General features: G+C 72.3%; 26 protein-coding genes. 15 read left to right on the top strand and 11 right to left on the bottom strand.

From position 1 onward, the window contains the following. Positions 1-230 precede the first annotated feature (230 nt). Positions 231-1,190: a GlxA family transcriptional regulator gene (locus tag ACFT2C_RS25270; protein WP_377209847.1), complete on the bottom strand. Its 960-nt coding sequence runs from the start codon at positions 1,188-1,190 to the stop codon at positions 231-233. A 146-nt stretch (positions 1,191-1,336) separates the two neighbouring features. On the opposite strand from ACFT2C_RS25270, the gene ACFT2C_RS25265 reads away from it, so the two are divergent. Beyond that, on the top strand, positions 1,337-2,554 hold the full coding sequence (locus tag ACFT2C_RS25265) for a sialidase family protein (RefSeq protein WP_377209846.1): 1,218 nt from the start codon (positions 1,337-1,339) through the stop codon (positions 2,552-2,554). A gap of 87 nt (positions 2,555-2,641) precedes the next feature. On the opposite strand, the gene ACFT2C_RS25260 is transcribed toward ACFT2C_RS25265, so the two are convergent. Next, positions 2,642-3,871, bottom strand: a complete 1,230-nt coding sequence (locus ACFT2C_RS25260; RefSeq protein ID WP_377209845.1) for an FAD-dependent monooxygenase — start codon at positions 3,869-3,871, stop codon at positions 2,642-2,644. A 175-nt stretch (positions 3,872-4,046) separates the two neighbouring features. Here ACFT2C_RS25260 and ACFT2C_RS25255 point away from each other — a divergent pair, with 175 nt between their 5' ends. From ACFT2C_RS25255 to ACFT2C_RS25245, 3 genes are all read left to right on the top strand, one after another. Then, positions 4,047-4,949 (top strand): GntR family transcriptional regulator, encoded by a 903-nt coding sequence (locus tag ACFT2C_RS25255; RefSeq protein ID WP_377209844.1) that lies wholly within the window; start codon positions 4,047-4,049, stop codon positions 4,947-4,949. A 77-nt stretch (positions 4,950-5,026) separates the two neighbouring features. Further along, the gene (locus ACFT2C_RS25250; RefSeq protein WP_377209848.1) at positions 5,027-5,416 is read left to right on the top strand and encodes a helix-turn-helix transcriptional regulator; all 390 of its coding nucleotides are present in this window, start codon (positions 5,027-5,029) and stop codon (positions 5,414-5,416) included. 65 nt (positions 5,417-5,481) lie between these two features. Continuing rightward, positions 5,482-5,952: a VOC family protein gene (locus tag ACFT2C_RS25245; protein WP_377209843.1), complete on the top strand. Its 471-nt coding sequence runs from the start codon at positions 5,482-5,484 to the stop codon at positions 5,950-5,952. A 3-nt stretch (positions 5,953-5,955) separates the two neighbouring features. Here the strand turns inward: ACFT2C_RS25245 and ACFT2C_RS25240 are convergent, their stop codons facing one another. Then, positions 5,956-6,498, bottom strand: a complete 543-nt coding sequence (locus ACFT2C_RS25240) for a GNAT family N-acetyltransferase (RefSeq protein ID WP_377209842.1) — start codon at positions 6,496-6,498, stop codon at positions 5,956-5,958. Between the two features lie 122 nt (positions 6,499-6,620). Continuing rightward, positions 6,621-7,079: a MarR family winged helix-turn-helix transcriptional regulator gene (locus ACFT2C_RS25235; protein ID WP_377209841.1), complete on the bottom strand. Its 459-nt coding sequence runs from the start codon at positions 7,077-7,079 to the stop codon at positions 6,621-6,623. A gap of 115 nt (positions 7,080-7,194) precedes the next feature. Between ACFT2C_RS25235 and ACFT2C_RS25230 the strand changes: the two genes are divergently transcribed. From ACFT2C_RS25230 to ACFT2C_RS25210, 5 genes are all read left to right on the top strand, one after another. After that, positions 7,195-8,649: an MFS transporter gene (locus ACFT2C_RS25230; protein WP_377209840.1), complete on the top strand. Its 1,455-nt coding sequence runs from the start codon at positions 7,195-7,197 to the stop codon at positions 8,647-8,649. Between the two features lie 63 nt (positions 8,650-8,712). Further along, the gene (locus ACFT2C_RS25225) at positions 8,713-9,036 is read left to right on the top strand and encodes a DUF2277 domain-containing protein (protein WP_377209839.1); all 324 of its coding nucleotides are present in this window, start codon (positions 8,713-8,715) and stop codon (positions 9,034-9,036) included. Between the two features lie 125 nt (positions 9,037-9,161). After that, positions 9,162-10,529, top strand: coding sequence for a cystathionine beta-synthase (locus ACFT2C_RS25220; protein WP_377209838.1), 1,368 nt, complete (start codon positions 9,162-9,164; stop codon positions 10,527-10,529). 70 nt (positions 10,530-10,599) lie between these two features. Continuing rightward, the gene (locus tag ACFT2C_RS25215) at positions 10,600-11,766 is read left to right on the top strand and encodes a cystathionine gamma-synthase (RefSeq protein ID WP_377209837.1); all 1,167 of its coding nucleotides are present in this window, start codon (positions 10,600-10,602) and stop codon (positions 11,764-11,766) included. 71 nt (positions 11,767-11,837) lie between these two features. Further along, entirely contained in the window at positions 11,838-12,113 is a 276-nt protein-coding gene (locus ACFT2C_RS25210; protein WP_377209836.1) for a hypothetical protein, read from the top strand. A 23-nt stretch (positions 12,114-12,136) separates the two neighbouring features. Here ACFT2C_RS25210 and ACFT2C_RS25205 read toward each other — a convergent pair whose 3' ends face one another. Then, positions 12,137-12,385 carry a hypothetical protein gene (locus ACFT2C_RS25205; protein ID WP_377209835.1) on the bottom strand — a complete coding sequence of 83 codons (249 nt, stop codon included), beginning with the start codon at positions 12,383-12,385 and terminating at the stop codon, positions 12,137-12,139. Between the two features lie 141 nt (positions 12,386-12,526). On the opposite strand from ACFT2C_RS25205, the gene glgX reads away from it, so the two are divergent. The 3 genes from glgX (at position 12,527) to ACFT2C_RS25190 (ending at position 17,423) form a co-directional block, all read left to right on the top strand. After that, a complete protein-coding gene (gene glgX, locus ACFT2C_RS25200; protein ID WP_377209834.1) occupies positions 12,527-14,677 on the top strand; it encodes a glycogen debranching protein GlgX in 2,151 nt (716 codons plus the stop codon). 94 nt (positions 14,678-14,771) lie between these two features. Then, positions 14,772-16,505 (top strand): hypothetical protein, encoded by a 1,734-nt coding sequence (locus tag ACFT2C_RS25195; RefSeq protein WP_377209833.1) that lies wholly within the window; start codon positions 14,772-14,774, stop codon positions 16,503-16,505. A gap of 57 nt (positions 16,506-16,562) precedes the next feature. After that, the gene (locus tag ACFT2C_RS25190; protein WP_377209832.1) at positions 16,563-17,423 is read left to right on the top strand and encodes a PPK2 family polyphosphate kinase; all 861 of its coding nucleotides are present in this window, start codon (positions 16,563-16,565) and stop codon (positions 17,421-17,423) included. Positions 17,424-17,426: 3 nt separating this feature from the next. Here ACFT2C_RS25190 and zapE read toward each other — a convergent pair whose 3' ends face one another. From zapE to gndA, 6 genes are all read right to left on the bottom strand, one after another. After that, positions 17,427-18,485, bottom strand: coding sequence for a cell division protein ZapE (zapE, locus tag ACFT2C_RS25185; protein ID WP_377209831.1), 1,059 nt, complete (start codon positions 18,483-18,485; stop codon positions 17,427-17,429). Positions 18,486-18,538: 53 nt separating this feature from the next. Beyond that, positions 18,539-19,186 (bottom strand): SDR family oxidoreductase, encoded by a 648-nt coding sequence (locus ACFT2C_RS25180; RefSeq protein WP_377209830.1) that lies wholly within the window; start codon positions 19,184-19,186, stop codon positions 18,539-18,541. Positions 19,187-19,200: 14 nt separating this feature from the next. Then, positions 19,201-19,623, bottom strand: a complete 423-nt coding sequence (locus ACFT2C_RS25175) for a DUF805 domain-containing protein (protein ID WP_377209829.1) — start codon at positions 19,621-19,623, stop codon at positions 19,201-19,203. A 68-nt stretch (positions 19,624-19,691) separates the two neighbouring features. After that, entirely contained in the window at positions 19,692-20,153 is a 462-nt protein-coding gene (locus tag ACFT2C_RS25170; RefSeq protein ID WP_377209828.1) for a DUF805 domain-containing protein, read from the bottom strand. 197 nt (positions 20,154-20,350) lie between these two features. Continuing rightward, entirely contained in the window at positions 20,351-21,655 is a 1,305-nt protein-coding gene (locus tag ACFT2C_RS25165; protein WP_377209827.1) for a carboxylate--amine ligase, read from the bottom strand. Beyond that, positions 21,652-23,088: an NADP-dependent phosphogluconate dehydrogenase gene (gene gndA / locus ACFT2C_RS25160; RefSeq protein ID WP_377209826.1), complete on the bottom strand. Its 1,437-nt coding sequence runs from the start codon at positions 23,086-23,088 to the stop codon at positions 21,652-21,654. Before gndA ends, ACFT2C_RS25165 begins: the two co-directional genes overlap by 4 nt. Positions 23,089-23,251: 163 nt before the next feature. On the opposite strand from gndA, the gene ACFT2C_RS25155 reads away from it, so the two are divergent. The 3 genes from ACFT2C_RS25155 to ACFT2C_RS25145 are packed head-to-tail and all read left to right on the top strand — an operon-like array spanning position 23,252 to position 26,268. Then, the gene (locus tag ACFT2C_RS25155) at positions 23,252-23,920 is read left to right on the top strand and encodes a DUF3000 domain-containing protein (protein ID WP_377209825.1); all 669 of its coding nucleotides are present in this window, start codon (positions 23,252-23,254) and stop codon (positions 23,918-23,920) included. Next, the gene (locus ACFT2C_RS25150) at positions 23,917-25,182 is read left to right on the top strand and encodes an HRDC domain-containing protein (RefSeq protein ID WP_377209824.1); all 1,266 of its coding nucleotides are present in this window, start codon (positions 23,917-23,919) and stop codon (positions 25,180-25,182) included. The genes ACFT2C_RS25155 and ACFT2C_RS25150 overlap by 4 nt, the downstream gene beginning before the upstream one ends. A gap of 33 nt (positions 25,183-25,215) precedes the next feature. After that, entirely contained in the window at positions 25,216-26,268 is a 1,053-nt protein-coding gene (locus ACFT2C_RS25145) for a lipid II:glycine glycyltransferase FemX (RefSeq protein ID WP_377209823.1), read from the top strand. Positions 26,269-26,347: the final 79 nt, after the last annotated feature.

The raw sequence follows: 26,347 nt of genomic DNA, 5'->3' as shown, positions 1-26,347 counted from the left end.
GCCACGACCCACCCTCGACCTGAAGACCCCCGCCCAAGCACTCAAGAACCTCCTGGCCCAAGCCGCCTAAGTTGCACTAACCGATTGACAACGGGCCCGGCGTAGACCCGCAACCCTCGGTTCGAGGCTGCCTGTGACGCGCAGGTTGCGGCTCGGCACGCGAGAGTGGCCCCAAGGACTCGCAAGTTGCGGTTCGGCCGACGCCTCACACCGGGCGCAGCGCCTCCTGCTCAGGCCGAGAACGTGTGCCGGTACTCCGTCGGCGACGTGCCGAGGATCCGGTGGAAGTGCAGGCGCAGGTTGGCGGCTGTGCCCAGCCCCACCCGGTGCGCGATCTGCTCAACGCTCAGGTCGCTGCGCTCCAGCAGCTCCCGCGCCAGGTCCACGCGCGCCCGGAGCACCCACTGCATCGGCGTGTACCCGGTGTCCTCGACGAACCGCCGCGAGAACGTGCGCGCCGAGACCCGCGCGTTGCGCGCGAGCGCCTCCAGGGTCAGCGACTCCGCCAGGTGCTCCAGCGCCCACTCCCGCGTGCTGGCGAACAGGTCGCCGAGCGGCTCGGGCACGCTGCGCGGCACGTACTGCGCCTGTCCCCCGCTGCGGTACGGCGCCGCGACCAGCCGCCTGGCCACATGGTTGGACAGGCCGACGCCGTGGTCGCGCCGCACCAGGTGCAGGCAGAGATCGATGCCCGACGCCGCGCCCGCCGAGGTGAGCACGCCGCCCTCGTCGACGAACAGCACGTTCTCGTCCACCTGCACCAGCGGATGCCGCTCCCGGAGCGCCTTCGTGTAGTGCCAGTGGGTGGTCGCCCGCTTGCCGTCGAGCAGGCCGGTCGCGGCCAGCGCGAACGCCCCTGTCGAGATGGCGGCGAGCCGCGCCCCGCGGGCGTGGGCGGTCTTGAGTGCGTCGACGACGACGGCCGGCGGGTCGGCGGCAGCCGGCGTCCGATAGCCGGGGATGAAGACCGTGTCGGCGCGCTCGAGCGCGTCCAGGCCTTCCGCGACGTGGTACGAGAGGCCGTCGCCGCCGGTCACCAGCCCGGGCGCGGCGCCGCAGACCCGCACCTCGTAGGGCATGCTCGGCCGGTTGGAGAACACCTGCGCGGGGATGCCGACGTCGAGCGGCTTGGCGCCCTCGAGCACGAGCACGGCGATCTGGTGGTTCTTCTTCCGTCCGGTCGCAGTCACGCTATGGATCGTACGGTGCCGCGAGGCCCGGTTGGTGCAACGTTGACTCACGCGGGATCGATCACTACGTTGGGCGGCGGTCGCCCGGCAACGCAGGGGGCTGATCCACCGCTGTTCGAGATCAGAGCCGATCCGAGAGGTGATACATGTCTGTCACACGATCCTTGTGCACGCTGCTGGCGCTCGCCGCCCTCGCGCTGACCACCGCCGTCGTACCGGCGACCGCCACAACCCCCGCAACAACCAACGCAACAGCTGATGCCGCGCTGCCGCCGGGCGGCGCCGAGAACGGGACCCGCCTGATGGAGGGCACCGCCCTCTACCCGCGCGCGATCCGGCTGGCGCACTCCGACGAGGCCAACGGCACCATCATCGCGAGCGTCGTTACGTTCTCGGGCGACGTCGGGCACGGGGCGATCTTCTCCAGCACCGACGACGGCCGCACGTTCCAGCGGATCGGCACCGTCTCGGACCCGGGCGCTGCCCAAGGCCTGTGCTGCTCCACGCTGTTCGAGCTGCCGCGCCAGGTCGGCGACCTGCCGGCCGGCACACTGCTCTGGTCGGCCTCCGTGGGCCAGCAGCAGGACGAGGCCACCCGCCGGATGACGCTGCCCGTCTGGGCCAGCACGGACCAGGGCCGCACCTGGGAGCACGTGTCCACCGCCGCCACCGCGGCCGGGGTCAAGGGACTGTGGGAGCCGGAGTTCGCCGTCACGCCCGACGGCCGGCTCGTGCTGTACGTGTCGGACGAGAACAAGCAGCCGGCCCACAGCCAGACCATCGTCCGGACGACGTCGTCCGACGGGCGCACGTGGGGCCCGCTGAAGAACGTCATCGCGGCGGAGGATCCGGCCCTGCGCCCGGGGATGCCGGTCGTCCGCCGGCTACCCGGCGGCACCTACCTGATGAGCTACGAGCTCTGCGGCCCGGGCCAGGACTGCCGGCACCTGACCCGCAGGTCGCCCGACGGCGTCAGCTGGGGCCCCGTCACCGGCCTCGGGAACCCGGTGCGCACGTCGGACGGCACCCACTTCCGGCACGCTCCGACCGTCAGCTGGTACAACGATGGCACCAGCGACGGGCGGCTGCTCGCCGTCGGGCAGATGCTGTTCGGCGCCGACGGCGCGGTGCTGCCCGGCAACGGGTCGACGATCATGACCAACGACGCGGCGCCGGAGTCCCCCTGGCGGACGGCGGCGGCGCCGGTCCGGATCTTCGAGCCGTGGAACAACTACTGCCCGAACTACAGCTCGAGCCTGCTGCCGATGCCGGAGCGCGACGAGGTGCTGGAGCTCGCCACCGGCTACGAGTCCGACGGCGGCGCCTGCACCACCTACTTCGCGGTGGCGGGCCTCCCGGACTGACCACGTTCCGAGTGGTCGCCATTTCGTCAGGTGATCGGCAACCCGGGTTACCGATCACCTGACAAAGTGCCGACCACTCGGGGCTACCTACCGCACCGCCAGGGTGGCGTAGTCCGGCAGGGCTATCGAGTCCACCGCCTTGTCGATGCCGCCCAGCATCAGGCGGGCGATCGGGGTCTTGAGCAGCACCCGCATCATCGCCGTCCGCGCCGTGATCTCGAACCTCGACGGCGGCAGGAACCCGCGCGCACCGCCCGGCAGCTGCTGCATGTTGGCCTGGGCGTACGGCCGCATCCGGGCCTCGTACGCGGCGAACGCGGGCTCGGTGTCGCCGCCGGCCCGGGCGAGCTCGCCCGCCAGCACGTAGGCGCCGACCAGGGCCAGCGACGTCCCCATGCCGACCGAGCCCGCGGTGCAGGCGTCCCCCAGGAGCGCCACCCGGCCCCGGTGCCACGACGGCATCTCGATCTTGACGTGCCGGTCGAAGTAGAAGTCGTCGGAGCGCCACATCGCGTCCAGCAGGCGTGGCACCTCCCAGCCCTCGCCGGCCAGGACGTCGGCCACTATCCGCTTCTGCCCGGCGATGTCGCGCCGGTCGTAGGTGACCGGGTCGCCCGCGAAGTGCACCATGCCGCGCGTTCCGCCGTGCGCCGGGTACAGCAGCACGTTGCGCCCGCCGACGCCGTTGCCCTTCGGCATCGAGTACAGCAGCTCCCAGCCGTCCAGGCCGAAGGCGTCGCCGCCCTGCCCCGGCTCGACGGCGTCCGCCGTGAACACCGCGCGGTGGTACCCGGAGTCGACGGCCCGCCATGCGCCGTCGAACGCGAGGCGCCGGGTCGTGGAGAAGACGCCGTCCGCCCCGACGACGGCGTCGAACCGGCGGGGCGCCGACCGCTCGAAGGTGACCGTCACCCCGTCGGGCTGCTCGTCGAGTGCCGTGATGCTGTCGTCGAAGACGTACTCCACGCCGTCGGCGGCGTCCATGATGATGCGCATGAGGTCGCCGCGCAGGATCTCGATGTCGGCGATCACGCCGCCCGAGTGGCCGAACATCTCGGTGGGCATCTCGACGGTGCGCCGTCCGGCGCTGTCGAGGTAGGCGATCCCCCGCACGCCCGTGTGGGCCGCGCGCACCTGGTCGGTGATGCCCATCCGGTCCAGGACGGTCCGGGCGGCGCCGCGCACGTCGATGCCCTGGCCGCCGGGCCGGGGCCCGGGCGAGCGCTCGACGACCGTGACGTCGAAGCCGTACCGGCGGAGCCAGAAGGCGAGGGCGGGTCCGGCGATGCTGGCGCCGGAGACGAGTACGTGGGTCATGGCTGCTCCCTGGTTTTCAGTGCTGTTCGGGCTGGCGTTTCGTACACCGTACGAGCCGCCCTATGCTGGGTAAAGAACCAGGTAGTGCAGCGGATAGTGCACCGCACGGGCCGCCGAGTCAGTGGGCCGGGTGCACTGCCCGAACGCCGAGCAGTGCACTAGTACAGGAGCCGAGATGACCACCACCTCCGAGCGGATCGCCGACGAGATCCGGGCCCGCATCCGGTCCGGCGAGCTCACCCCGGGCGACCCCGTCCCGTCCACGCGCCGCATCGTCGCCGAGCACGGCGTCGCCATGGCGACCGCGAGCCGGGTGCTCGACGCGCTGCGCCGCGACGGGCTCGTGGAGGTGCGGCGCGGGGTCGGCACGGTCGTCGCCGCGGGAGCGGCGGAGCCCGGCGGCGCCCCGACCGCGCCGGACGCCGCCGCCGTCGTCCGCGTCGCCATGGCGGTGGCCGACGCCGAGGGGCTCGGCGGGCTGTCGATGCGCCGCATCGCCAGCGACCTGGGCATCCCCACCATGTCGCTCTACCGCCACGTCCGTAGCCGCGACGAGCTGCTGGCCCGCATGCTCGACACCGTCTACGCCACCTCGCCCCTTCCCCGGCCGCTGCCCGACGGCTGGCGCGCCCGCGCCGAGACGTGCGCCCGCACGATGTGGGCCGCGTTCCAGCGGCATCCGTGGGCCGCCCACATCATGTCCATGACGCGCCCGCAGGTGCTGCCGCACGGCGTGGCGCACACAGAGGCGCTGCTGGCCGCGTTCAGCGGGATCCCCGGCCGGCCCCTCGATCTCGAGACCCGCATGCACCTGACGGTGTCGGTCTTCCAGCTCGTGCGCGGCCTCGGGGTCGGCATCGAGCCCGCAACGCAGGCCCGAAAGGACGACGGGCTGACCGACGAGGAGTGGATGGACCGGACCCTGCCGGACCTCCAGGCTGTCGTGGACCAGCGCCGCCACCCCCACCTCTCGGCGGCGACGTCCGCCGACATCGACCTCACGCTCGACTCGCTCTTCGAGTTCGGCCTGGCCCGGCTCCTGGACGGGTACGCGGCGTTCCTCGGCGACGCGGGCTGAGCGGTCCGCCACGGCGTGACCGATAGGCTGCCTGCGTGACCTCCGGTACGGTGAGCCGCCCCGCGGCGGGGCGCACGATGTCCCCGCGAGAGCGGGACAACCGACGGCTGCTGAGCGCCCGAGACGCCATCGACCGCGACTACGGCAGGCCGCTCGACGTCCCCGCGCTGGCCCGGATCGCTCACGTCTCGCCGTCGCACTTCAGCCGCAGCTTCCGGGCCACGTTCGGGGAGACGCCGCACCGCTACCTGCAGCGGCGGCGGATCGAGCGCGCGATGGCGCTGCTGCGCGACACCACGACGCCGGTGACCGACGTCGCGCTCATGGTCGCGTTCAACAGCCTCGGGACGTTCAGCCGCACCTTCCGTGACGTCGTCGGCGCCTCGCCGAGCGAGTACCGGCGCCGGGCGCGCCGGGTCGCGGCCCCCGTCTGCTTCACGAAGAGCTGGATGCGCCCCGCGGGCTAAGCAGCTCCGGAGCTGAGCAGTTTCGGAGAAGCGCGCCGTGCCGGGGCCGCCGTAGCGTGGTGGGCATGTTCAAGAACATCTCCATCACCGCCGTGAACGTCCTCGATCAGGACGAAGCCCTCGACTTCTACGTCGGCAAGCTCGGGTTCCAGGTCACGAACGACGTCGACATGGGCTTCATGCGCTGGCTGACGATCGCCCTGCCGGCCGATCCCGACCGCCATCTGCTCCTCGAGGTGCCCGGGCCGCCCTCGCTGAGCGAGGACGTCGCGGCCCAGGTCAGGGACCTGATAACAAAGGGCGCGCTCGGCGTCGCGTGCGTCCTCATCACCGACGACTGCCGCCGCACCTACGCCGAGCTCAAGGCCAAGGGCGTCGAGTTCACCGAGGAGCCGACCGAGCAGCCGTACGGCATCGACTGCGCCCTGCGCGACCCGTTCGGCAACCACGTCCGGATCACCCAGCCGGCCACCGGCCCGGTGGAGGTGACCGACGAGGACATCGCGCGCTGGAGCGGCGCGCAGCAGAACGGCTGACGCTCAGGCCCGCAGCTCGCGCCACATGATCCGCAGCCCGACGTCCCCGAGCTCGGGGTGCCGGAACGCACCGGGCGCCACGCCGAGCGTCACGAAGCCGAGGCTCTCGTACAGGTGGACGGCTGACGCGTTGGTGTCGACCACCGCGTTGAACTGGATGGCGGCGTACCCCTGCCCACCCGCCCAGCCGATCATGTCCTCGACGAGCGCCCGGCCGGCGCCGGTGCCGCGCACTGCCCGGTCGACCATGATGCTTCCCGAGGCGACATGGCTGCCCGGGCCCGGCCGGTTGGGGTACATGTTGGCCGTGCCGACCACCGCGCCGTCGCGCACCGCGACCACCACCCGCTCGGGCGCCGCGAGCCAGGCCGCCCGGGCGTCCACCTCGGTCATGGCTGGGTCGTAGGCGAACGTGTCGGCGGCACGCACCACCTCCTCGACGATCGGCCAGATGCTCGGCCAGTCGTCCTCGCGCGCCTCACGCACGACGGTCGCGGGCCGGGACTCGGGCAGGGGCTCGTGCGCGGCGTCGGCCGGAGTGTGCATGCGCCTACCCTGCCGCACGCCCGGTCCTGCCCGCCACGATCGACCCGGGATCGAGCACAGCAGTTCCTGCCAGACTGCCACCCTTCGTGGCAGCAACTGCTGTGCTCAACACTCGGGCGCCGTTATGGGCGGGGCCAGTGGCGGCCCGAACGGTCCTCGATGACGCGGTTGTAGCGGGCCAGCAGCTCCCCGAGCTGGACCCTGTCCTGCTCCGGCCAGTCGTCGAGCAGGTCGGCGAGCAGCGCCTGGCTCGCCTCGCGCTCCTCGGTGAGCAGACGCCGGCCGACGTCGGACAGGCGGAGCTTGCGGGCCTGGCCGCCCTCGGGGTCCTCGAAGCGCTCGGCGAAGCCCTCACGCCGCAGGGCCGCGGTCTGCCGGTTCAGGGTGGAGACGTCGAGGCCGGTGGCGACCGCGAGCTCGGACAGGCTGGCCGGTCCCCCGGCGTCGAGCAGGCTGAGCAGCGTGTAGGCGCTCTGGTCGAGGCGGCCGCCCTTACGGCGCGAGCGCCCCGCCGGAAGCATGGCCAGGTGCCGGCCGAACAGCATGGCCTCGTACTCGATCCGGTCGATCGGGGACGTCATCGTCTACCTCCGGTCTCAGGCGCCGACCGGCGCTATGCATCATGCACAAGGTATGGCATCCTGAGCCCAAAGACCTAATGTGCATGATGCACAGCAACCATTCCCCAGGAGTCCCGTGACCACCACCTCGTCCCGCCCCGCTACCCCGGCCGACGGCGGAGCCGCCCCCGCGGTCCGCCCGAACCGCATAGTCGGCATCCTCGCGATCGGGGGCATCGTCGTCGCGATGACCCAGACCCTCGTGGTCCCGATCATCGCCTCGCTGCCGGCCATCTTCGACGCCCCGGCGTCCGACACCTCATGGATCGTCACGATCACGCTGCTGGTCGGCGCCGTCTGCACGCCCGTGGCCGGGCGGCTGGGCGACCTGTACGGCAAGAAGAAGATGCTCCTGATCTCCCTGCTGCCGCTCGCGCTCGGCTCCGCGGTGTGCGCCGTGGCGACCACGGTCCCCGTGATGGTCGCCGGCCGCGGCCTGCAGGGTCTGGCCACCGGCTTCATCCCGCTCGGCATCAGCATGCTGCACGACCTGCTGCCCAAGAAGCGCACCGCCGGCGCGATCTCCCTGATGAGCTCGTCGCTCGGCATCGGCGGCGCCTTCGGCCTGCCGTTCGCCGCCGCCGTCGCGCAGTTCTCGAGCTGGCGCATCCTCTTCTGGCTGATCACCGTCTGCGCCGTCGTCATCGGCGTCGTCATCTGGCGGGCCATCCCGGCCCCCGCGGTGCGCGCCACGGTCCGCGCCCCGTTCGACTACGTCGGCGTGCTCGGCCTGGGCGCCGGCCTCGTCGCCCTGCTGCTCGCCATCTCCAAAGGCGCCGAGTGGGGCTGGGCCAGCCCGCTCGTGCTGGGCCTGTTCGCCGGCTCCGCCGTCGTGCTCCTCGGCTGGGGCTGGTGGGAGCTGCGCACGCCCGCCGCCCTCGTGGACCTGCGCACCACCGCGCGGCCGGCCGTCCTGGTCACCAACCTCGCCTCGATCCTGGTCGGCTTCGCGATGTACGCGCAGTCGCTCATCCTCCCGCAGCTCATGCAGGCGCCCACCGCGACCGGGTTCGGCCTGGGCCAGTCCATGCTGCAGATGGGGCTGTGGATGGCACCGTCCGGCATCGCCATGACCCTGATGTCCCCCGTCGGCGCGCGCGTCACCCGTGCCCGCGGCGCCAAGACGACGTTCGTCCTCGGCGGCCTGATCATGTCGCTCGGCTACGGCCTCTCCACGCTCGCCATGGACACCCTCGTCGGCCTCACCCTCACGGCGTTCGTCGCGTCGGCGGGCGTCGGGTTCGCCTACGGCGCGATGCCCGCGCTCATCCTCGGCGCCGTGCCGGCCACCGAGAAGGCCGCCGCGAACGGCTTCAACGCGCTCATGCGCTCCATCGGCACCTCGACGTCGGCCGCCGTCATCGGCGTGGTCCTGGCACGCATGAGCACCACGTTCGGCGAGCACACCCTGCCCACGGAGGCCGGGTTCCGCGTCGCGCTCCTGCTGGGCTGCGGCGTCGCCGTCGTGGCCGCAGCGCTCGCGGCGACCATCCCGGTGCAGGCGGCCGGGGCGCCGTCGGACGCGGACTGAGCCGACGCCGCGGCGGCGCCGGGCCCTCTCCCGCCGCGCCGCCGCCCGGCGTACGGTCGGAGCATGTGCCGAAACATCACGACGCTCCGCGGGCTCGAGCCGCCCGCCACCGACGACGAGATCACCGCCGCCGCGCTGCAGTTCGTGCGCAAGGTGACGGGCGTGACGAAGGTCAGCGATGCCACGCGTGACCCGGTCGAACAGGCCACCCAGGAGATCGCGGACATCGTGACGCGCCTGCTCGACGACCTGCCGGAACGCCGTCAGCCGCCGAAGACGGTGCCGCCGCTGCGCCGCGCGGAGGTCCAGGCGCGCATCGCGCAGCGCATCAAGGAGCGCGAGGAGCATGAGCGCATGCACGAGCTGGGCATCGTGCACTCGCACTGAGCGGGCCGTGGCCCTAGAGTTGCGGTGTGCTCGCACCGCTGTCCTGTTGCTGTCGCTGACCCCCGTCTCAGGCCCGTCAGTCCTCCGTGCGCACCGGCGCGCGCCCAGCAACAGGAGATCAACAGGTGCAGTACGTCGATTCCGTCGTAGACCTCGTCGGTAACACCCCGCTCGTCCGGCTCCACCGGGTGACCGACGGCGTGACCCGCGCGACCGTGCTCGTCAAGCTCGAGTACCTCAACCCCGGCGGCTCGTCCAAGGACCGCATAGCCGGCCGCATCATCGAGGCGGCCGAGCGCGAGGGCAAGCTCCGCCCGGGCGGCACCATCGTCGAGCCGACGTCGGGCAACACCGGGGTTGGCCTCGCCCTGGTCGCCCAGCAGCGCGGCTACCGCTGCGTGTTCGTCCTGCCCGACAAGGTCGGCAAGGACAAACGCGACGTCCTGACGGCGTACGGCGCCGAGGTCGTCGTGACCCCGACGGCGGTGGCCCCCGACAGCCCCGAGTCGTACTACTCGGTGAGCGACCGCCTGGTGCGCGAGATCCCCGGCGCGTTCAAGCCCGACCAGTACTCCAACCCCAACGGCCCGCGCTCCCACTACGAGACCACCGGCCCCGAGATCTGGCGGGACACGGAGGGCCGCGTGACCCACTTCGTGGCCGGCGTCGGCACGGGCGGCACCATCACGGGCGCCGGCCGCTACCTGCGCGAGGTCTCAGGCGACCGGGTGCGCATCATCGGCGCCGACCCCGAGGGGTCGGTCTACTCCGGCGGCACCGGCCGCCCGTACCTCGTCGAGGGCGTCGGCGAGGACTTCTGGCCCGCCGCCTACGACCCGACCGTGCCGCACGAGGTCATCGCCGTGAGCGACGCCGAGTCCTTCGCGATGACCCGGCGCCTCGCCCGCGAGGAGGGCATCCTCGTGGGCGGGTCCAGCGGCATGGCCGTCGTCGCAGCCCTGCGGGCCGCGCGCTCGGCGGGCCCGGACGACGTCTTCGTCGTCCTGCTGCCCGACGGCGGCCGCGGCTACCTCGGCAAGATCTTCAACGACACCTGGATGCGGTCCTACGGGTTCGCGCCCGCCATCGAGGACCACACGGTCGCCGACGTGCTGGCCGCCAAGGCCGACCGCACCCCGCCCCTGGTCTACGTGCACCCGACCGACACGGTGCGCGACGCCATCGACCGGATGACCCGCTCCGGCGTCTCGCAGCTCCTCGTTCTCACCGCGGAGCCCCCGGTGGTGCTCGGCGAGATCACGGGCGCCGTGCACGAGGACGAGCTGCTGGACGGCGTGTTCGCGGGCACGGTCAACCTCTCCGACGAGATCGGCGGGCTCCTGGGCAGGCCGCTGCCGCTCGTCGGCGTCAACGAGCCCGTCGGGACGCTGCGCGCGGCGCTCGCGTCCGACACCGCCCTGCTCGTGACCGACGGCGGCAAGGCGCTCGGCGTGGTGTCCCGCTCCGACCTGCTCGACTACCTCGCGGTCTGACCCGCCGCCCCGGCGCACGGACACCGCCCCAGCACACCGACATCGACACAGACATCGAAGAGAGACCACCATGAACGACGCACGGCCCGGCCGGTTCGACACCCTCGCGATCCACGCCGGACAGCATCCCGACCCGACGACCGGGGACGCGATCCCGGCGATCCACGTCACGTCGACGTACGTCCAGGACGGCATCGGCGGCCTGCGCGGCGGGTACGAGTACTCGCGCGGCGGCAACCCGACGCGCACCGCGCTGGAGGAGCAGCTCGCGGCGATCGAGGGCGGGTCGCAGGGCATCTCGTTCGCCTCCGGCCTCGCCGCCGAGGACGCCCTCCTGCGGGCCGTGCTCGCGCCCGGGGACCACGTGCTCGTGCCGAACGACGTCTACGGCGGCACGCACCGGCTCGTCCGCACGATCCACGGGCGGACCGGTGTGGAGCACACGACCGTCGACACGGCCGACCTCGACGCCGTGCGCGCCGCCATCCGCCCGGGGTCCAAGATGCTGTGGGTCGAGACGCCGTCGAACCCGCTCATGAAGATCAGCGACATCCCCGCGCTCGCCGGGCTGGCCCGCGAGCACGGCCTGCTGCTGGTCGTGGACAACACGTTCGCGTCGCCGGCTCTCCAGCGCCCGCTCGACCTCGGCGCCGACGTCGTCGTGCACTCCACGACGAAGTACCTCGGCGGGCACTCCGACGTCGTCGGCGGCGCCGTCGTCGTGGCGAACGGGGGCGACGAGCTCGCGGAGCAGGTGCGCTACGTGCAGTTCGCTGCCGGCGCGGTGTCCAGCCCGTTCGATGCCTTCCTCACGACGCGCGGCATCAAGACGCTGGCCGTGCGCATGCAGCGCCACTCCGAGAACGCCCAGACGCTCGCGGAGCGCCTGGTGGAGCACCCCGCGGTGGCCCGCGTGCTCTACCCGGGCTTGCCCGACCACCCGGGCCACAAGGTCGCCGCGCACCAGATGTCGCGCTTCGGCGGGATGATCTCGCTGGACCTCGCGGGCGGGGAGCGCGCGGCGCGCGCGTTCGCGGAGTCGACCCGGGTGTTCCTGCTCGCCGAGTCGCTCGGCGGCGTCGAGTCGCTGGTCAACTACCCGAGCGAGATGACGCACGCCTCCGTGCGCGGCACGGAGGCCGAGGTACCGCCGTCGATAGTCCGCCTGTCGGTAGGCCTGGAAGACATCAACGACCTCACGGAGGACGCCCTGCAGGCCCTCGACCGGGCCCGTTGAGTGCTGGGTATTTGCGGTCCTGAGCGTCGCCGGCCCGCAAATACCCAGCACTCAACGCTTAGTGTGGGGCGGTGACCGAACATGCTCCCGTCAGTGCCGCCATGCATCGGGCCAAGGCTGACGCCCGCGCCTCCCACGTCACCGTGGGCCAGGTGCGGAACCTGCCGGGCGGCCGCGAGGAGATCGACTGCTCCTGCGGCATGACGCTCACCAACGGGCCGCAGTGGTCGCTCGACGAGCACATCCGGCTGCACCGGGCCGAGGCGCGCTACCTGGCGCTGAGCACGGTGGCGCCCGCGGGCATGCCGCGGCTCATCCCGGTGGACCTGGGGCGGCTGCCCCGCTGACGGGACCCGTCAGCGAGAGCTGGTCAGAGCTCGGCCGGGTCGTCCCAGGACACGCCGCTCGATGCGCCCTCGATCGGGTCGAGCTCGCAGCCGGCGAGGTTGCGCGGCGCCTTGGATGCGTCTCCGCCGCCGAGCAGGCCCCGGCGGGTTGCGACGCGGCGGACGGCCGGCGGCGCGATGCGTGCGTAGGAAGCATTCGACTCGTCGACCAGATCGGTCGGAACTGAATCGGCGGCGTCAGAGGTGGCGGACTGGGGTTCCCCCGTGATCATGGTCTCATTCTCGCAGGACCTGGGGCCTCTACGCATCCGCATGGCACAGTATTTTGAATCAACCCCAAGCCTCCACGACGACGGCACGCCCACCACCCAGATCTCCCCCCACCCACCCCGCCGGGGTGTGATGATCGACGGATGCAGACCTGGCCAGGGCGCCCGTACCCCCTCGGCGCGACGTTCGACGGTACGGGGACGAACTTCGCGCTCTACTCGTCGGTAGCGCAGCGGGTCGAGCTGTGCCTGCTGGCCGACGACGACACCGAGACGCGCATCGACGTCACGGAGACCGACGCGCACGTGTGGCACATCTACCTGCCCGGCGTCGGACCGGGGACGCGGTACGGGTACCGCGTGCACGGGCCGTACGACCCGGCGTCGGGCCACCGCTGCAACCCGGCCAAGCTCCTCCTCGACCCGTACGCCAAGGCCGTGGACGGCGACCTCGACGGGGACCCGTCCCTGTTCTCGTACCCGTTCTCGGACGTGAAGCAGGCCACGACGGGCAGGACGCCGGAGTCCTCCGACTCCCTCGGCCACACCATGGTCTCCGTGGTCGTCAACCCCTTCTTCGACTGGGGCCACGACCGCCCGCCGGACACGCCCTACCACGAGACGGTGATCTACGAGGCGCACGTCAAGGGCCTCACGATGCGCCATCCGGACGTCCCCGACGAGCTGCGCGGCACCTACGCGGGCCTCGCCCACCCGGCGGTGATCGAGCACCTGACGAAGCTGGGCGTCACGGCGATCGAGCTCATGCCCGTGCACCAGTTCGTCACCGACCCGTCCCTGACCGCCAAGGGCCTGACCAACTACTGGGGCTACAACACGATCGGGTTCTTCGCCCCGCACAACGGGTACGCGGGCTACGGCCGGCGCGGCGAGCAGGTCATGGAGTTCAAGGCCATGGTCAAGGCGCTGCACCAGGCGGGCATCGAGGTGCTGCTCGACGTCGTCTACAACCACACCGCCGAGGGCAACCACCTGGGCCCCACCCTGGGCTTCCGCGGCGTCGACAACGCCGCCTACTACCGGCTGGTCGACGGCGACGACGCCCACTACTTCGACACCACCGGCACCGGGAACTCGCTGCTCATGCGCTCCCCCGCCGTCCTGCAGCTCATCATGGACTCGCTGCGGTACTGGGTGGAGGAGATGCACGTCGACGGGTTCCGGTTCGACCTGGCGGCCACCCTGGCCCGCCAGTTCCACGAGGTCGACCGGCTGAGCGCATTCTTCGACATCGTGCACCAGGACCCGGTGATCTCCCAGGTCAAGCTGATCGCGGAGCCGTGGGACCTGGGCGACGGCGGCTACCAGGTGGGCGGGTTCCCGCCGCTGTGGACCGAGTGGAACGGCCGCTACCGCGACACCGTGCGCGACTTCTGGCGCGGGGAGCCGGCCACGCTGCCGGAGTTCGCCTCCCGCCTGACCGGGTCCAGCGACCTGTACGAGCACAGCGGCCGGATGCCCAGCGCATCCATCAACTTCGTGACGGCCCACGACGGGTTCACGCTCGCCGACCTCACGTCGTACAACGAGAAGCACAACGCCGCCAACCGCGAGCACAACAAGGACGGCGAGAGCTACAACCGGTCCTGGAACGGCGGCGTGGAGGGCCCCACCGACGACCCGGTGATCCGGGAGCTCCGCGCCCGGCAGCGCCGCAACTTCCTGGTCACGCTCATGCTGAGCCAGGGCGTGCCGATGATCGCGCACGGCGACGAGATCGGGCGCACCCAGCAGGGCAACAACAACGCCTACTGCCAGGACAACGAGCTGAGCTGGATGGACTGGGGCGGCCCGGACGGGCTCGACCCCGAGGCCACCGCGCTGCTGGAGTTCGCCCGGCACGCGGTCCGGCTGCGGCGCGACCACCCGATCCTGCACCGCCGCCGGTTCTTCGACGGGAAGGTCGGGCCCGGCGCCGCCGAGGGCCTCGCGGACATCGAGTGGCTCGACCTCACCGGCGCACGCATGGACGACACGAACTGGCACCTGGCGTACGCCAGGACGGTGGCGGTCTTCCTCAACGGCGACGCGATCACGGAGACCGGCGGGCGCGGCGAGGCGGTGGTCGACGACTCGTTCCTGCTGCTGCTCAACGCCCATTCCGAGGCCCTGGACTTCCGGGTGCCGCCCAGCACCTACGGGAAGGCCTGGACGGTGGTCCTGGACACCGACGGCAGCGCCGAGCCGGGCACCGTGCTCGGCGCCTGCACGAGCCTGTCGGTGACGGGACACAGCGTCGTCGTACTGACCCGCCCACCCGGAACACCGGGCTAGGCTGTCCGCCGTGACCGGACCGAGGAGTGGCACCGGGGGAACCACACCACCGCCCCGACCTGGGCCTGACATGCCTGTTCCCGGGCCCAGACCGGTGGTGTGGGCACCGCGCGCCCGCATCATCGAGGTGCTCGTTCCCTACGACCCGTACGAGGAGCCCGAGCACATGCCGCTGCGCCTCGTGGGCGCCGGCGAGCCGGGGTACTGGGGCGCCGACAGCGTGCTCGAGCACGGCACCGACTACGGCTACTCCGTCGACGGCGGGCCCTTGCTGCCCGACCCGCGCAGCGTCTGGCTGCCGCAGGGCATCCATGGGCCGACGAGGGTCTTCGACCCGGCCTTCGAGTGGACCGACGGCACGTGGTCCCCGCCCGACCTCTCCACGAGCGTCCTCCTGCACGTCGACGTCGAGACGTTCACCCCAGAGGGCACGCTCGACGCCGCGGCCCAGGTGCTGCCGACCATCGCCGAGCTCGGGGTGCACGGCATCGAGCTCGCGCCCGTCGCCGCGTTCGACCCGGCGCTCGGCCCCTCGCACGGCGTGCGCCTCTACTCCGTGCACGAGCCGTACGGCGGCCCGCGCGCGCTGCAGCGCTTCGTCGACGCCGCGCACGCCGTCGGCCTCGCCGTCGTGCTGGACATCGCGTACCGCTGGGCCGTGGCCGACGAGCTCGGCCTCGAGGCCTACGGCCCGTACCTCAGCGGCGGCGGGCGGCCGCGCCCCCCGCGGCCCGACGTCGGCGACGCGGGCGAGTACGCGCTGCAGGCGATGCGCCCCCGGACCGGCCAGGTGCCGCTGGACCGGCCGCGCACCGGCCCGATCCAGCTCCGCACCGGCCAGTTGCCGCCTATCGGGACCCGGGCGGGCAAGGTCCCGTCCGCGCCCACGGTCCGCACGGACTTCGTGGGTGACCGCATCAACCTCGACGGCAGCGGCAGCCGCGGCCCACGCGACTTCCTGGTCGACGACGCCCGGCACTGGCTGCGGGAGTACCACGTGGACGGCCTGGTGCTCGACGTCGACGCGCTCGTCGACCGCTCGCCGACCCCGTTCCTGGGCGAGCTGGCGGACTATGTGGTCGGCATGGGCGAGCAGCTCGAGCGCCGGTTCAGCCTGCTCGTGGACGGCCCCGGCCGCAGCGACCGGCTGACCACCATCCTGCTGCGCCTCCTGTCCGGCCCGGGCCGCACGGAGGACATCCAGGCCCTGCAGATGCTCGCCGACCTGGTGCACCCGTCGGTGCGCCGGGCCACCCGCCAGAACGGCGGGCGGCGCAGCCGTGTCCGGGCCGGCGCGAGCGTGGTCGAGGACATCACCCGGCTGCCCGCCACCCAGCTCACGGTCCCGTGGGCGGGCGAGGAGAGCCCCGCGACGGCGCTGCTGGGCGTGGATGACGTCGACATCCGGGCCAGCGTGCTCGCGACGGTCATCCTCGCGGGCAACCCGCTGGTGCTGGACACCGTGCACGCGCCGGTGGTCCCGCGCAACGACAGCGAGCGGCGCCTGGTGCGCTGGGCGCGCGAGCTGATCGCCATCCGGCACAGCGTCGCCGACGAGCTGGACCTCCCGCTGGACGTCCGGTCCACCGGCGACCGCTCGGTCATCGCGGTGCTGCGCGGCAGCCTGGCGTTCGTGCTCAACACGGGCCACGGCCTGGCCGCGCTGCGCCTGGGGAGCCTGCTGCGGCCCGCCGAGGGCGCGGTCAAGGCGCCGCTGCCCGGGGCTTATCGGCTCGCGGCGGCCTGGGAGCCGGGCGCGACGCGCCTGGTCGGCGACACCCTGACGGTGCCGCCCCGGATGACCGCCGTGCTGCGCGCTGAGACCTGACCTGAGAGCCTGAGGTCAGGGACCGGCGCCGGCCGGTCGCGCGAGAGGTGGCACCCGATGGACGAGAACCCGGAGAAGCTGTGGAAGACCCCGGCCGGCGAGGCCCTGCGCTGGGTGCACGGCACCGACCTGAGCGCCCTGGACCAGGCCGCCACGCCCGGCTGGCGGGGCAGCCGCGCCGACGGCGAGGAGCTCATGGCCGTCCGCGGGCACGAGATGGCCGAGCTGCAGGAGCGCCTCTTCGCGCACGGCCGCACCGGCGGCGACCGGTCCGTGCTGCTCGTGCTGCAGGGCCTGGACACCTCGGGCAAGGGCGGGATCGTGCAGCACGTCGTGGGCATGGTGGACCCGCAGGGCGTGATGCACCGCGGGTTCGGCGCGCCCACCGAGGAGGAGCGGGAGCACGGTTACCTGTGGCGGATACGCAACGCGCTGCCCGTGCCCGGCTATCTCGGCGTGTTCGACCGGTCGCACCACGAGCAGGTCCTGGTGGTCCGAGTCAACGGGCTGGAGCCGGTCAAGACCTGGCGCAGGCACTACGCCGAGCTGAACGAGTTCGAGGCCGAGGTGGCGGCGTCGGGCACCACGATCGTGAAGGTGGCGCTCGTCGTCTCGGCCGACGAGCAGAAGAAGCGCCTGGCCAAACGGCTCGACCGGCCGGACAAGCACTGGAAGTACAACCCGGGCGACATCGACGTACGCAAGAAGCTCCCGGAGTACCTGGCGGCCTACCAGGAGATGCTGGACCGGACGTCCACGAAGGAGGCGCCCTGGTACGTCGTTCCGGCGGACCGGAAGTGGTACTCCCGTCTGGCCGTCACGGAGCTGCTGACCGACGCCCTGCGGTCGCTGGACCTGGGCTGGCCGCCCGCCGACTTCGACGTGGCGGCGGAGAAGGCGCGCCTGGCGGCGACCTGAGCGTCAGACGCGCTTGCGCCCTTCCTCGGCCAGGGCGCCCAGGCGGGACAGGGCGCGGTAGTACTTCTTGCGGTAGCCGCCGGCGAGCATCTCCTCGGTGAACAGCCCGCGGGTGTCCCCCGAGCCGCCGAGCAGCACGGGCACGTCCCGGTCGTAGAGGCGGTCCACGAGCACCACGAGGCGCAGCGCCACTTCCTGGGCCGTCACCGGGTGCACGCCGGTCAGCGCGACGACGGAGACGCCGTCGAGCAGCACGCCGTACCGGCTGGGGTGCACGGTGGCGAGGTGTGCGAGCAGGTCGTCGAACGCGTCGAGCGTGGCGCCCGGGCGGGCTGCGGCGGCGGTGACCTCGTCCTCGGTCAGGGGCTCGGAGTCGGTGACGACGTCGCGATGACGGTAGTCCTCGCCGTCGACCCGCAGGGTCTCGAAGCGGTCGGACAGGGCCTTGATCTCGCGCTGGAAGTCCTGGGCGGCGAACCGGCCCTCGCCGAGCGCGTCGGGCAGCGTGTTCGACGTCGCGGCGAGCGCCACGCCCCGGTCCGCGAGCTCACGCATGAGGCGGGACATGAGGGTCGTGTCGCCGGCGTCGTCGAGCTCGAACTCGTCGATGCAGACCAGCTTCTTGGCGGCGAGCGCATCGACGGTCGGGAGGAACCCGAGCGCCCCGACGAGGTTGGTGTACTCGACGAAGGTGCCGTAGGCGACTGCACCCGATCCAAGGGCTGGGCCGAGCGCCTCGCCGACGGCGTGGGCGAGCGAGGTGAGCAGGTGGGTCTTGCCGACGCCGAAGCCGCCGTCGAGGTAGACCGCCGGGGCTGCCTTGCGCCGGGTGAACAGGCCGCGCCGCGGGGCCGTGATCTGGTCGGCGATCTCCTTCAGGCGGGCGAGCGCGCGGGCCTGGCTGGGGTGCGCGGGGTTGGCGCGGTAGGTCGCGAACCGAGCATTCTCGAAGTGGCGCGGCGGCAGGAGATCGGTGACGAGCCGGTCGACAGGGACCTGTGGTCGGACGGCGCACAGGGCGGTCGCTACGGTCTGGCTGTCGGTGGTGGTGGCGGCTGTCACGAAGCAAAAGATTACCGGCGCGTCAGCTCACGGGGCGTGCCAGGAGAGCAACGTCACACGTGCCGGACGGCGGGTGCGCCGGGGTCGTCCAGGAGCTCGCCGAGGGCGCGCACCACCTGGGCGGGGGACCTGGTCTGGGCCGGGTCCTGGTTGCGGTCGTCGCCCGCGACGGCGTGGTCGATGACGAGCTCGTGGAAGCGGGGGCCTGTCGACTCCAGGCGGAGCACCTGGACGAGCATCGCCAGCCCGGCACCTGTCACGCTGATCGCGCCGGAGCCGGCCATGGCCTCGCGGGAGGCCGCCCCGTTGAGCACGACGTACGGGTCCCCGGGCTCCAGCAGCGGCGCGAGCGCGCGGGCGGCGTCGAGGTGCGCGGTGAGGTGCGAGGCGAGCGTCGCGGACCACCGGGAGGGTTCCAGGTCGAGGAGCGCCGCGCCCTTGCGCCAGCCGCCGATCGAGGCGACGACGGCCCCGGGCAGCGGGGAGCCGGCCCGGGCGCAGGCAGCGCGGACGGCGTCGGGCAGGGCGCTCACCTCGGGGGCGCGGACGGCGATCACACCGGCCTGGACGGTGACCCGCTCCGGCAGCTCGTGGCGCGCCGCGGCGAGCACGGGAACACCGTCGGCAGCCAGGCCGCGAGCGACCCGGCTGCCGACGTATCCGCTCGCCCCGACGACGAGGACGGGGCGGGGGCTGTTCACTTGTTCAGGCTAGATCAGGCTGCGGCGTACTGCGCCACGGCCTTGGGGTCGGGCCCGAACTGGTTCGGGCCGGGCTCACCGGGCAGGGCGAGCAGCACGATGATGATGATGCCGCCGACGCCCGGGACGAGGCACAGCAGGTAGAACCAGCCGGACTTCCCCGTGTCGTGCAGGCGCCGGACGCCCGCCGCGAGCAGCGGCACGAACGTGCCGAGGGCGATGATCCCCACGAGGGTCGAGCCGATCGACCCGAGCACGCCCGGCTCCTGGGTGACGGGGTCCATCGTGGCCAGGGCCGGGATCAGGAACGCCGCGAAGACGACCGCGTTCACGATCGCCAGCGCGAGGTAGAAGTACCAGTACTCGGAGGCCTGGGCCCGGCCGCTGAAGGTGCCGTACTTGCGCAGGCAGGTCCGGACGGAGTCGGTGAAGGACATGTGCTGGATGATTCCCTGGTTCGTAGGTTCGGGCCGGTTCGCCCCGCGCGGGGCGAGGACGGCGAAGGTCAGACGGCGGCGGCCGGCTCGACGGCCTTGGGGTCCGGGCCGTACTGGTTCGGGCCGGGGGTGCCGGCGCCGGCCCACCAGACGATCAGGATGATGGCGCCGACGAACGGGATGAAGCTGAGGAGATACCAGAACCCGGACCGGTCGGTGTCGTGCAGGCGGCGGACGGCGGCGCCGAGGCTCGGCAGGAGCAGCGCGAGGTTGACGAGCGACAGGATCACGTACCCGGTCGTCAAGGAGCCCGGCATCGAGGGCATGGGCGCGGACGGGTCGCCGGCCATGGCGTACTCCATGGTGGCGGCGCTGTACGCGCTGAGGCCCGGGACGATGAGGACGAAGTAGAGGACGCTGTCCACGATCGTCACGGCCAGGTAGTACCACCAGAACTCGGAGCGCCGGGCGCGCCCGCTGAAGGCCGCGTACTTCGACAGGACGGTCCGGATGGACTCGATGAACGACATCAGGAAGAAGCCTCTCTCACGGTTTGCGCTGGAGATATCCAGCAAGTGCGCACACAGTGTCCCGATCAACCACACATGGCGCAAGGCGTAAAAGCGGGCAGAAGTACCCATAGGTGAGAAAGACCTCGGAAGTGTCAGACCCTCAGGCCACCGGAGTGACCTGAGGGTCTGACACGTCAGTGAAGCCGGCGGCGGGGTCAGTAGCCCGTCGACGTCGGCTCCGGGTAGTACTGCGCGTACTTGCGGCGGTAGTTCTGCGTGATCGCCTCGACGATGAGCCGGCGCTTGAGGCCGGAGTCGCCGTCGTACTTCAGGGGGTTGATCACGTCGCCGCTCGCCCGCAGGGCCTTGAGCCGGGACTTGAGCTCCGGGTCCAGGACGTACCTGGTCAGCAGGCCGAACGGCACCACTGTGTACAGCACCTCGCGCACCGCCCGCACCGGGCGGATCGGGCGGCGCAGCACCCAGTCCTCGACGAGCACGCGAGCCACGTTGGCCCCGCTGGCCGTCACGTAGTAGTTGTTCCGCCCGATGCGGGGGTTCACCTCGAAGTACACGTGCTGGCCCGTGCGCGGGTCCAGCTTGTAGTCGAAGTTGGCGAACCCCACGTAGCCGGTCGTGTCGAGGAACCGGGTGGCGGCGTCCATGGCGTCGTCGTACGCCTCCACCAGGATCGCGGCGGGGATGCCGAGCGTGCCCGGCGTGTGCTCCTCCAGCAGCACCCGACCGGTGGCCAGGAGCGTCACCTCGCCCGACGTGTCGCGGTACGCGGTCAGGGACCGCATCTGCGTCTCGTCGCCCGGGATGAACTCCTGGACGAGGAACGTGCCCGGGAACTTCGCGTCCGCCAGGTGGCCCAGGATCACGTCGAGCTCCTCGCGGGAGTCGATGTGGTGGATCTTCGCCTTTCCGGGGAAGTCCACGTAGTACCACTCGGCGCTGTTGGACGGCTTGCCCACCACGGGGTACTGCAGGTCCACCTCGAGGGCGGGCACCGCGGCGCGGCCGCCGTCCGCCACCAGCTTGGCGACGTCGACGGCCACGGTGCGCGGCGTCGGGATGCCGAGCTGGTCGCAGACCTCGGCGAAGCCCTCCTTGCTGCTGACCTGCTCCAGCACCGGCAGCGACGGGTACGGCAGCACGTACCCGGCCGCCGCCAGCCGGTCCCGGTGCAGGATGACGGTGCGCACGTGCCAGTCCGCGTTCGTCAGCAGGATCAGGACCTTGTCCCGGTGCTGCTGCGCGAGGCCCTCGAGGGTCGAGAGGAACACGTCCACCTCGTCCAGGCCGGGCACCACCACGTTCTCGGCGATCGCCGAGTCCTGCATGGCGCGGGTGGCGACCTTGGAGAGCACTATCGCGTGGGTGCGGTACTGCTCGTGGAACGCGCGCACCAGGGCGTACATGCCGACGTCGCCGCCGACCCCGATCACCAGCATCTCCGGCGCGGAGCTCTCCCCACCGCCACCTACCAGCCCCTTGTCAGCGGGGTTGCCCCTCACGCCTCAGCCTCCGTGCGGTCGCCGGACCACTCGGTGTGGAACGTGCCCTCGCGGTCGACGCGCTTGTAGGTGTGCGCACCGAAGAAGTCGCGCTGCGCCTGCACCAGGGCAGCGGGGAGCCGCTCGGCGCGGACGCCGTCGTAGTACGCGAGCGAGGACGAGAACGCCGGAGCGGGCACGCCGTTCTGGGCGGCGCCGGCCACGATGCGGCGCCACGCGGGCAGGCCGCTCGCGACGGCGTCGGTGAAGTACTCGTCCGCGAGCAGCAGGGGGAGGTCCTGGTCGCGCTCGTACGCCTCGGTGATCCGGTTCAGGAACCGGGCGCGGATGATGCAGCCGCCGCGCCAGATCCGGGCCATGGCGCCGCGGTCGATGTCCCAGCCGAACTCGGTGGCGGCCGCCGCGATCTGGTCGAAGCCCTGCGAGTAGGCGACGACCTTGGAGGCGTACAGGGCCTGGCGGACGTCCTCGATGAACGCGTCGCGGTCCTTGACCTCCCACGCCGCGGCGTGGGCCGGCAGAGCGGCACGGCCGGCGGCGCGCTGCGGCACCGAACCGGACAGCGCCCGGGCGAACGTGGCCTCCGCGATGCCCGTGATGGGCACGCCGAGGTCGAGGCCGTTCTGGACCGTCCAGCGGCCGGTGCCCTTCTGCTCCGCCTGGTCCAGGACGATGTCGACGAACGCCTTGCCCGTGGCCGCGTCCACGTGCTGCAGGACGTCGGCGGTGATCTCGATGAGGAACGACTCCAGGTCGCCCGTGTTCCACTGCGCGAAGATCTGGCCGATCTCCGCCGCGGAGGCACCGAGGCCCTGGCGCAGCAGGTCGTACGCCTCGGCGATGAGCTGCATGTCGGCGTACTCGATGCCGTTGTGCACCATCTTGACGAAGTGCCCGGCGCCGTCGGAACCCACGTAGGTGCAGCACGGGACGCCGTCCACCTTCGCGGAGATGTCCTCCAGGATGGGGCCGAGCGACTCGTACGACTCGCGCGTGCCACCCGGCATGATCGACGGGCCGTTCAGCGCGCCCTCCTCGCCGCCGGACACACCGGTGCCCACGAAGTGCAGGCCGTGCTCCTTGAGGGCGGCCTCGCGCCGGATCGTGTCCGGGAAGTGCGCGTTCCCGGCGTCGACCACGATGTCGCCCTCCTCCAGGAGGGGCACCAGCTCGTCGATGACGGCGTCCGTGGGGCCACCGGCCTTGACCATGATGACCACCTTGCGCGGCCGCTCGAGCGACGCGACGAAGTCCGCCATCGACTCGCTCGGGACGAACTCGCCGTCGCTGCCGTGCTCCGCGACCAGCGACTCGGTCTTCGCGTACGAGCGGTTGTGGACCGCCACCGTGTAGCCGTGGCGTGCGAAGTTCCGCGCGAGGTTGCGACCCATCACCGCCAGCCCGGTGACGCCGATCTGTGCTGTGCCTGACACGTTCTTGCTCCTTCTGAAGTCGGAACGGGCCGGCCCGCGCGCAGCGCGCCGTGACCCGCGGCCAGCCTAGTCCGGCGCGAGAACGCAAGGCGACGCAGGTCACGATCCGGCGACAGCCGCGCGCCTCCGCCGGGCGGCCGTCGAGCGGACGTACCGTGAAGTGGTGACCAGCGGCCCGCCCACCGGCGTTCCCGTCGACTTCGCAGCAGCCCTCGCCGACCTGCGGCGCCAGGCCTTGCGCGCCGAGGTGCGCCTCACGGAGATCCCGGCCCCGCGCCGGGTGGCCCCGTTCAGCGTGGCCCTGGCGGGCGACGTCCTGGCCGGCAGGCCGCCGGGCCCGGCCGGCCGCGACACCGGCGAGGACCACGACCACGTGGAGGAACCGCTGGCCACCGGCCGGTTCGTCGTCCTGCACGACCCTGCGGGCCAGGAGGCCTGGCACGGCACCTTCCGCGTGGTCACCCTGGTACGCGCCTCGCTGGAGCCCGAGATGGCGGCCGACCCCATGCTGGCCGACGTCGCCTGGTCCTGGGTCGGCGAGTGCCTCGAGTCCGCGGGCCTCGCACCCGGCACCGACACCGTGGCCGACGGCGGCACGGTCACCCGCGTGCTGTCCCAGAGCTACGGCGCCCTGACCGGTGCGCCCGACGCCGTCGACCTCGAGATCCGCGCGTCGTGGACGCCGCTCGACACCCACCTCGGCACCCACCTGCGCGCGTGGGCGGCGCTGCTCACCATGGCGGCCGGAGTGCCCCCGCTGCCCGACGGCGTCGCGGCGCTCACCAGGCGGTTTACCGACCGCTCCAGGCAACGCCATACGGTAGGTCCATGACCACCACGGAGCGAGGAGTCCCTGCGGAGACATCGACGCCCGTGCCGGCACCCGTCACACCACTGACCGAGCCCGCCGACGGGCTGCCCGACGTCGTGTCGACCCAGGGTGCTTTCGCGCGCGTCGTCGAGGCGTTCGCGGCCGGCTCCGGGCCGGTCGCCGCCGACGCCGAGCGCGCCTCCGGGTACCGGTACGGCCAGGCGACCTACCTGGTCCAGGTGCGGCGCGAAGGTGCGGGCACCGCGCTGATCGACCCGGTCGGCGTCCCGGACCTCTCGCCGCTGGGCGAGGCCGTCGGCGACGCCGAGTTCGTGCTGCACGCCGCCTCCCAGGACCTGCCGGGGTTCGCCGAGCACGGCCTGCGTCCCGCCCGGGTCTTCGACACCGAGCTCGCCGCGCGCCTGCTCGGCATGGAGCGCGTGGGCCTCGCCGCCGTCGTCGCCGAGGTGCTGGGCCTGGGGCTGGCCAAGGAGCACTCGGCGGTCGACTGGTCCACGCGCCCGCTCCCGGAGGACTGGCTGCGGTACGCCGCGCTCGACGTCGAGGTGCTCGTCGAGCTGCGCGACCGGCTCGCCGAGCGGCTCGACGCCGCCGGCAAGTCCGAGTGGGCGGCGCAGGAGTTCGAGGCGGTGCGCACAGCCGCCCCGCCGGCGCCACGCGTCGACCCGTGGCGGCGCACGTCCGGCATGCACGTGCTGCGCAACCCGCGGCAGGTCGCCGCCGTGCGGGCCATGTGGCTCGCGCGCGACGCCAGCGCCCAGGCCAGGGACATCTCGCCGGGCCGGGTGCTGCCCGACCGGGCGATCGTCGCCGCGGCCAAGGCCATGCCGAAGACCGCGGGCCAGCTCGTCGCGCTGCCGGAGTTCGCGGGCAAGGGCACCAAGCGCCGCGCCGCGTACTGGCAGAAGGCCATCGACGACGCGCGCGCCCTGCCCGACGCCGAGCTGCCGTCCGTCCGCGGCCCGCGCACCGACGGCCCGCCGCCCCCGCGCACCTGGGGCGACCGGGACGCCACGGCGGCGCGGCGCCTCGCGGCGGCGCGCGAGCTCGTGACGGCGCTGTCGCAGGAGCTGAGCATCCCGGTGGAGAACCTGCTGCAGCCCGACGCCCTCCGGCGCCTGTGCTGGACGCCGCCGAGGCCGGCCGACGCCGCAACGATCACCGAGTTCCTGCGGGGCCGCGGAGCACGCCAGTGGCAGGTCGGTCTGCTGGCCACGGGCCTGGAACAGGCGTTCGCCGACGCCGCGCAGCCATCGGTGTGAACTCGCCCCGCCCGCCCCAGTAGAGTCGTCCCCATGCCAGCCCTGTCGGAGCCCATCACGCTCGCCGTCGACGTCGTCACCGAACCTTCGACCTGGGATCGCGAGGTGCTCGCCCTGGGCGGACACCCGCTCCAGCTGTGGGGATGGGGCGAGGTCAAGGCCGCGGGCAACTGGCGCGCGCACCGGCTGCGCATCACCGAGGACGGCACCACCGTTGGCCTGGCGCAGCTCCTCGTGCGGCCGCTGCCGGCCCAGTTCAAGGCGCTCTCGTACGTGCCTCGCGGCCCCGTCGTGGCGCACCATGACGGCGAGACGGCGCAGGCGGTCTTCGGCGTCGGCGACACCGCCACGCGCAACGCCGTGACCAACACCGTGGTGGAGTGGGCGCGCGAGAACGTGGGCGGCGTCGGCATCACCATCGAGCCGGACTGGCCGGCCGGCACGCAGCTCGACCTGGCCGGGCGGCGGTACGCGCCGAACCAGATCATGATCCCGAGCACGCTGATCCTGGACCTCACCAAGACCGGCGACGCGCTCATGGCGGACATGCGCAAGTCCACGCGGTACGAGATCCGCAAGGGCAGCCGCACGGGCCTCGACATCCGCCGGGTCACGGAGGATGCGGAGGTGCTCCGGGTGCTCGACGTCTACAAGGAGACTGCCGAGCGCGCCGGGTTCGCCATCCACCACGACAAGTACTACCTCGACATCCACCGGGAGCTCGGCGAGCGGTCGGTGCTGGTGGCCACGTACATCGACGACGCGCCCGCGTGCTTCGCGTGGTGCGTCAACTCGGCGAGCACCTCGTTCCTCCTGTACGGCGGCGGCAACGACGCCGGCCGCAAGGCGACCGCCACCGCCCCGACGTACTGGCGCACCATCGAGATCGCCCAGGAGCAGGGCCTCGTGCGGTACGACATGAACGGCCTGCTCAACGACGGCATCAGCGACTTCAAGAAGAGCTTCGCCAAGCACACCGACGAGCTGGTCGGCTCGATCGACGTCGCGTTCTCGCGCTGGTACAACACCTGGAACACCGCCCTGCCGACGGCGAAGCGGGTAGTCCGCAAGCTCCGCCGAGGCTGACCCCCACCCTCCTCCCCTCTTCCCCCTCGCGACTGACGAAGTAGAGCGCCTGTCCGAGTCTCCCGGCGTCCACCGGGAG

Source organism: Promicromonospora sp. NPDC057138, assembly GCF_042670845.1.
Taxonomy (GTDB): domain Bacteria; phylum Actinomycetota; class Actinomycetes; order Actinomycetales; family Cellulomonadaceae; genus Promicromonospora.
The sequence above is the reverse complement of the archived record's forward strand: the minus strand, read 5'-3'. Positions and strand labels throughout refer to the sequence as shown.

What these genes read in the sequence shown, in the direction of transcription:
- ACFT2C_RS25265 (WP_377209846.1), top strand. Translation starts at nt 1,337, where the DNA reads ATGTCTGTCACACGATCCTTGTGCACGCTGCTGGCGCTCGCCGCCCTC.
- ACFT2C_RS25260 (WP_377209845.1), bottom strand. Translation starts at nt 3,871, where the DNA reads ATGACCCACGTACTCGTCTCCGGCGCCAGCATCGCCGGACCCGCCCTC.
- ACFT2C_RS25255 (WP_377209844.1), top strand. Translation starts at nt 4,047, where the DNA reads ATGACCACCACCTCCGAGCGGATCGCCGACGAGATCCGGGCCCGCATC.
- ACFT2C_RS25250 (WP_377209848.1), top strand. Translation starts at nt 5,027, where the DNA reads ATGTCCCCGCGAGAGCGGGACAACCGACGGCTGCTGAGCGCCCGAGAC.
- ACFT2C_RS25245 (WP_377209843.1), top strand. Translation starts at nt 5,482, where the DNA reads ATGTTCAAGAACATCTCCATCACCGCCGTGAACGTCCTCGATCAGGAC.
- ACFT2C_RS25240 (WP_377209842.1), bottom strand. Translation starts at nt 6,498, where the DNA reads ATGCACACTCCGGCCGACGCCGCGCACGAGCCCCTGCCCGAGTCCCGG.
- ACFT2C_RS25235 (WP_377209841.1), bottom strand. Translation starts at nt 7,079, where the DNA reads ATGACGTCCCCGATCGACCGGATCGAGTACGAGGCCATGCTGTTCGGC.
- ACFT2C_RS25225 (WP_377209839.1), top strand. Translation starts at nt 8,713, where the DNA reads ATGTGCCGAAACATCACGACGCTCCGCGGGCTCGAGCCGCCCGCCACC.
- ACFT2C_RS25215 (WP_377209837.1), top strand. Translation starts at nt 10,600, where the DNA reads ATGAACGACGCACGGCCCGGCCGGTTCGACACCCTCGCGATCCACGCC.
- ACFT2C_RS25205 (WP_377209835.1), bottom strand. Translation starts at nt 12,385, where the DNA reads ATGATCACGGGGGAACCCCAGTCCGCCACCTCTGACGCCGCCGATTCA.
- glgX (WP_377209834.1), top strand. Translation starts at nt 12,527, where the DNA reads ATGCAGACCTGGCCAGGGCGCCCGTACCCCCTCGGCGCGACGTTCGAC.
- ACFT2C_RS25190 (WP_377209832.1), top strand. Translation starts at nt 16,563, where the DNA reads ATGGACGAGAACCCGGAGAAGCTGTGGAAGACCCCGGCCGGCGAGGCC.
- ACFT2C_RS25175 (WP_377209829.1), bottom strand. Translation starts at nt 19,623, where the DNA reads ATGTCCTTCACCGACTCCGTCCGGACCTGCCTGCGCAAGTACGGCACC.
- ACFT2C_RS25170 (WP_377209828.1), bottom strand. Translation starts at nt 20,153, where the DNA reads ATGTCGTTCATCGAGTCCATCCGGACCGTCCTGTCGAAGTACGCGGCC.
- ACFT2C_RS25150 (WP_377209824.1), top strand. Translation starts at nt 23,917, where the DNA reads ATGACCACCACGGAGCGAGGAGTCCCTGCGGAGACATCGACGCCCGTG.
- ACFT2C_RS25145 (WP_377209823.1), top strand. Translation starts at nt 25,216, where the DNA reads ATGCCAGCCCTGTCGGAGCCCATCACGCTCGCCGTCGACGTCGTCACC.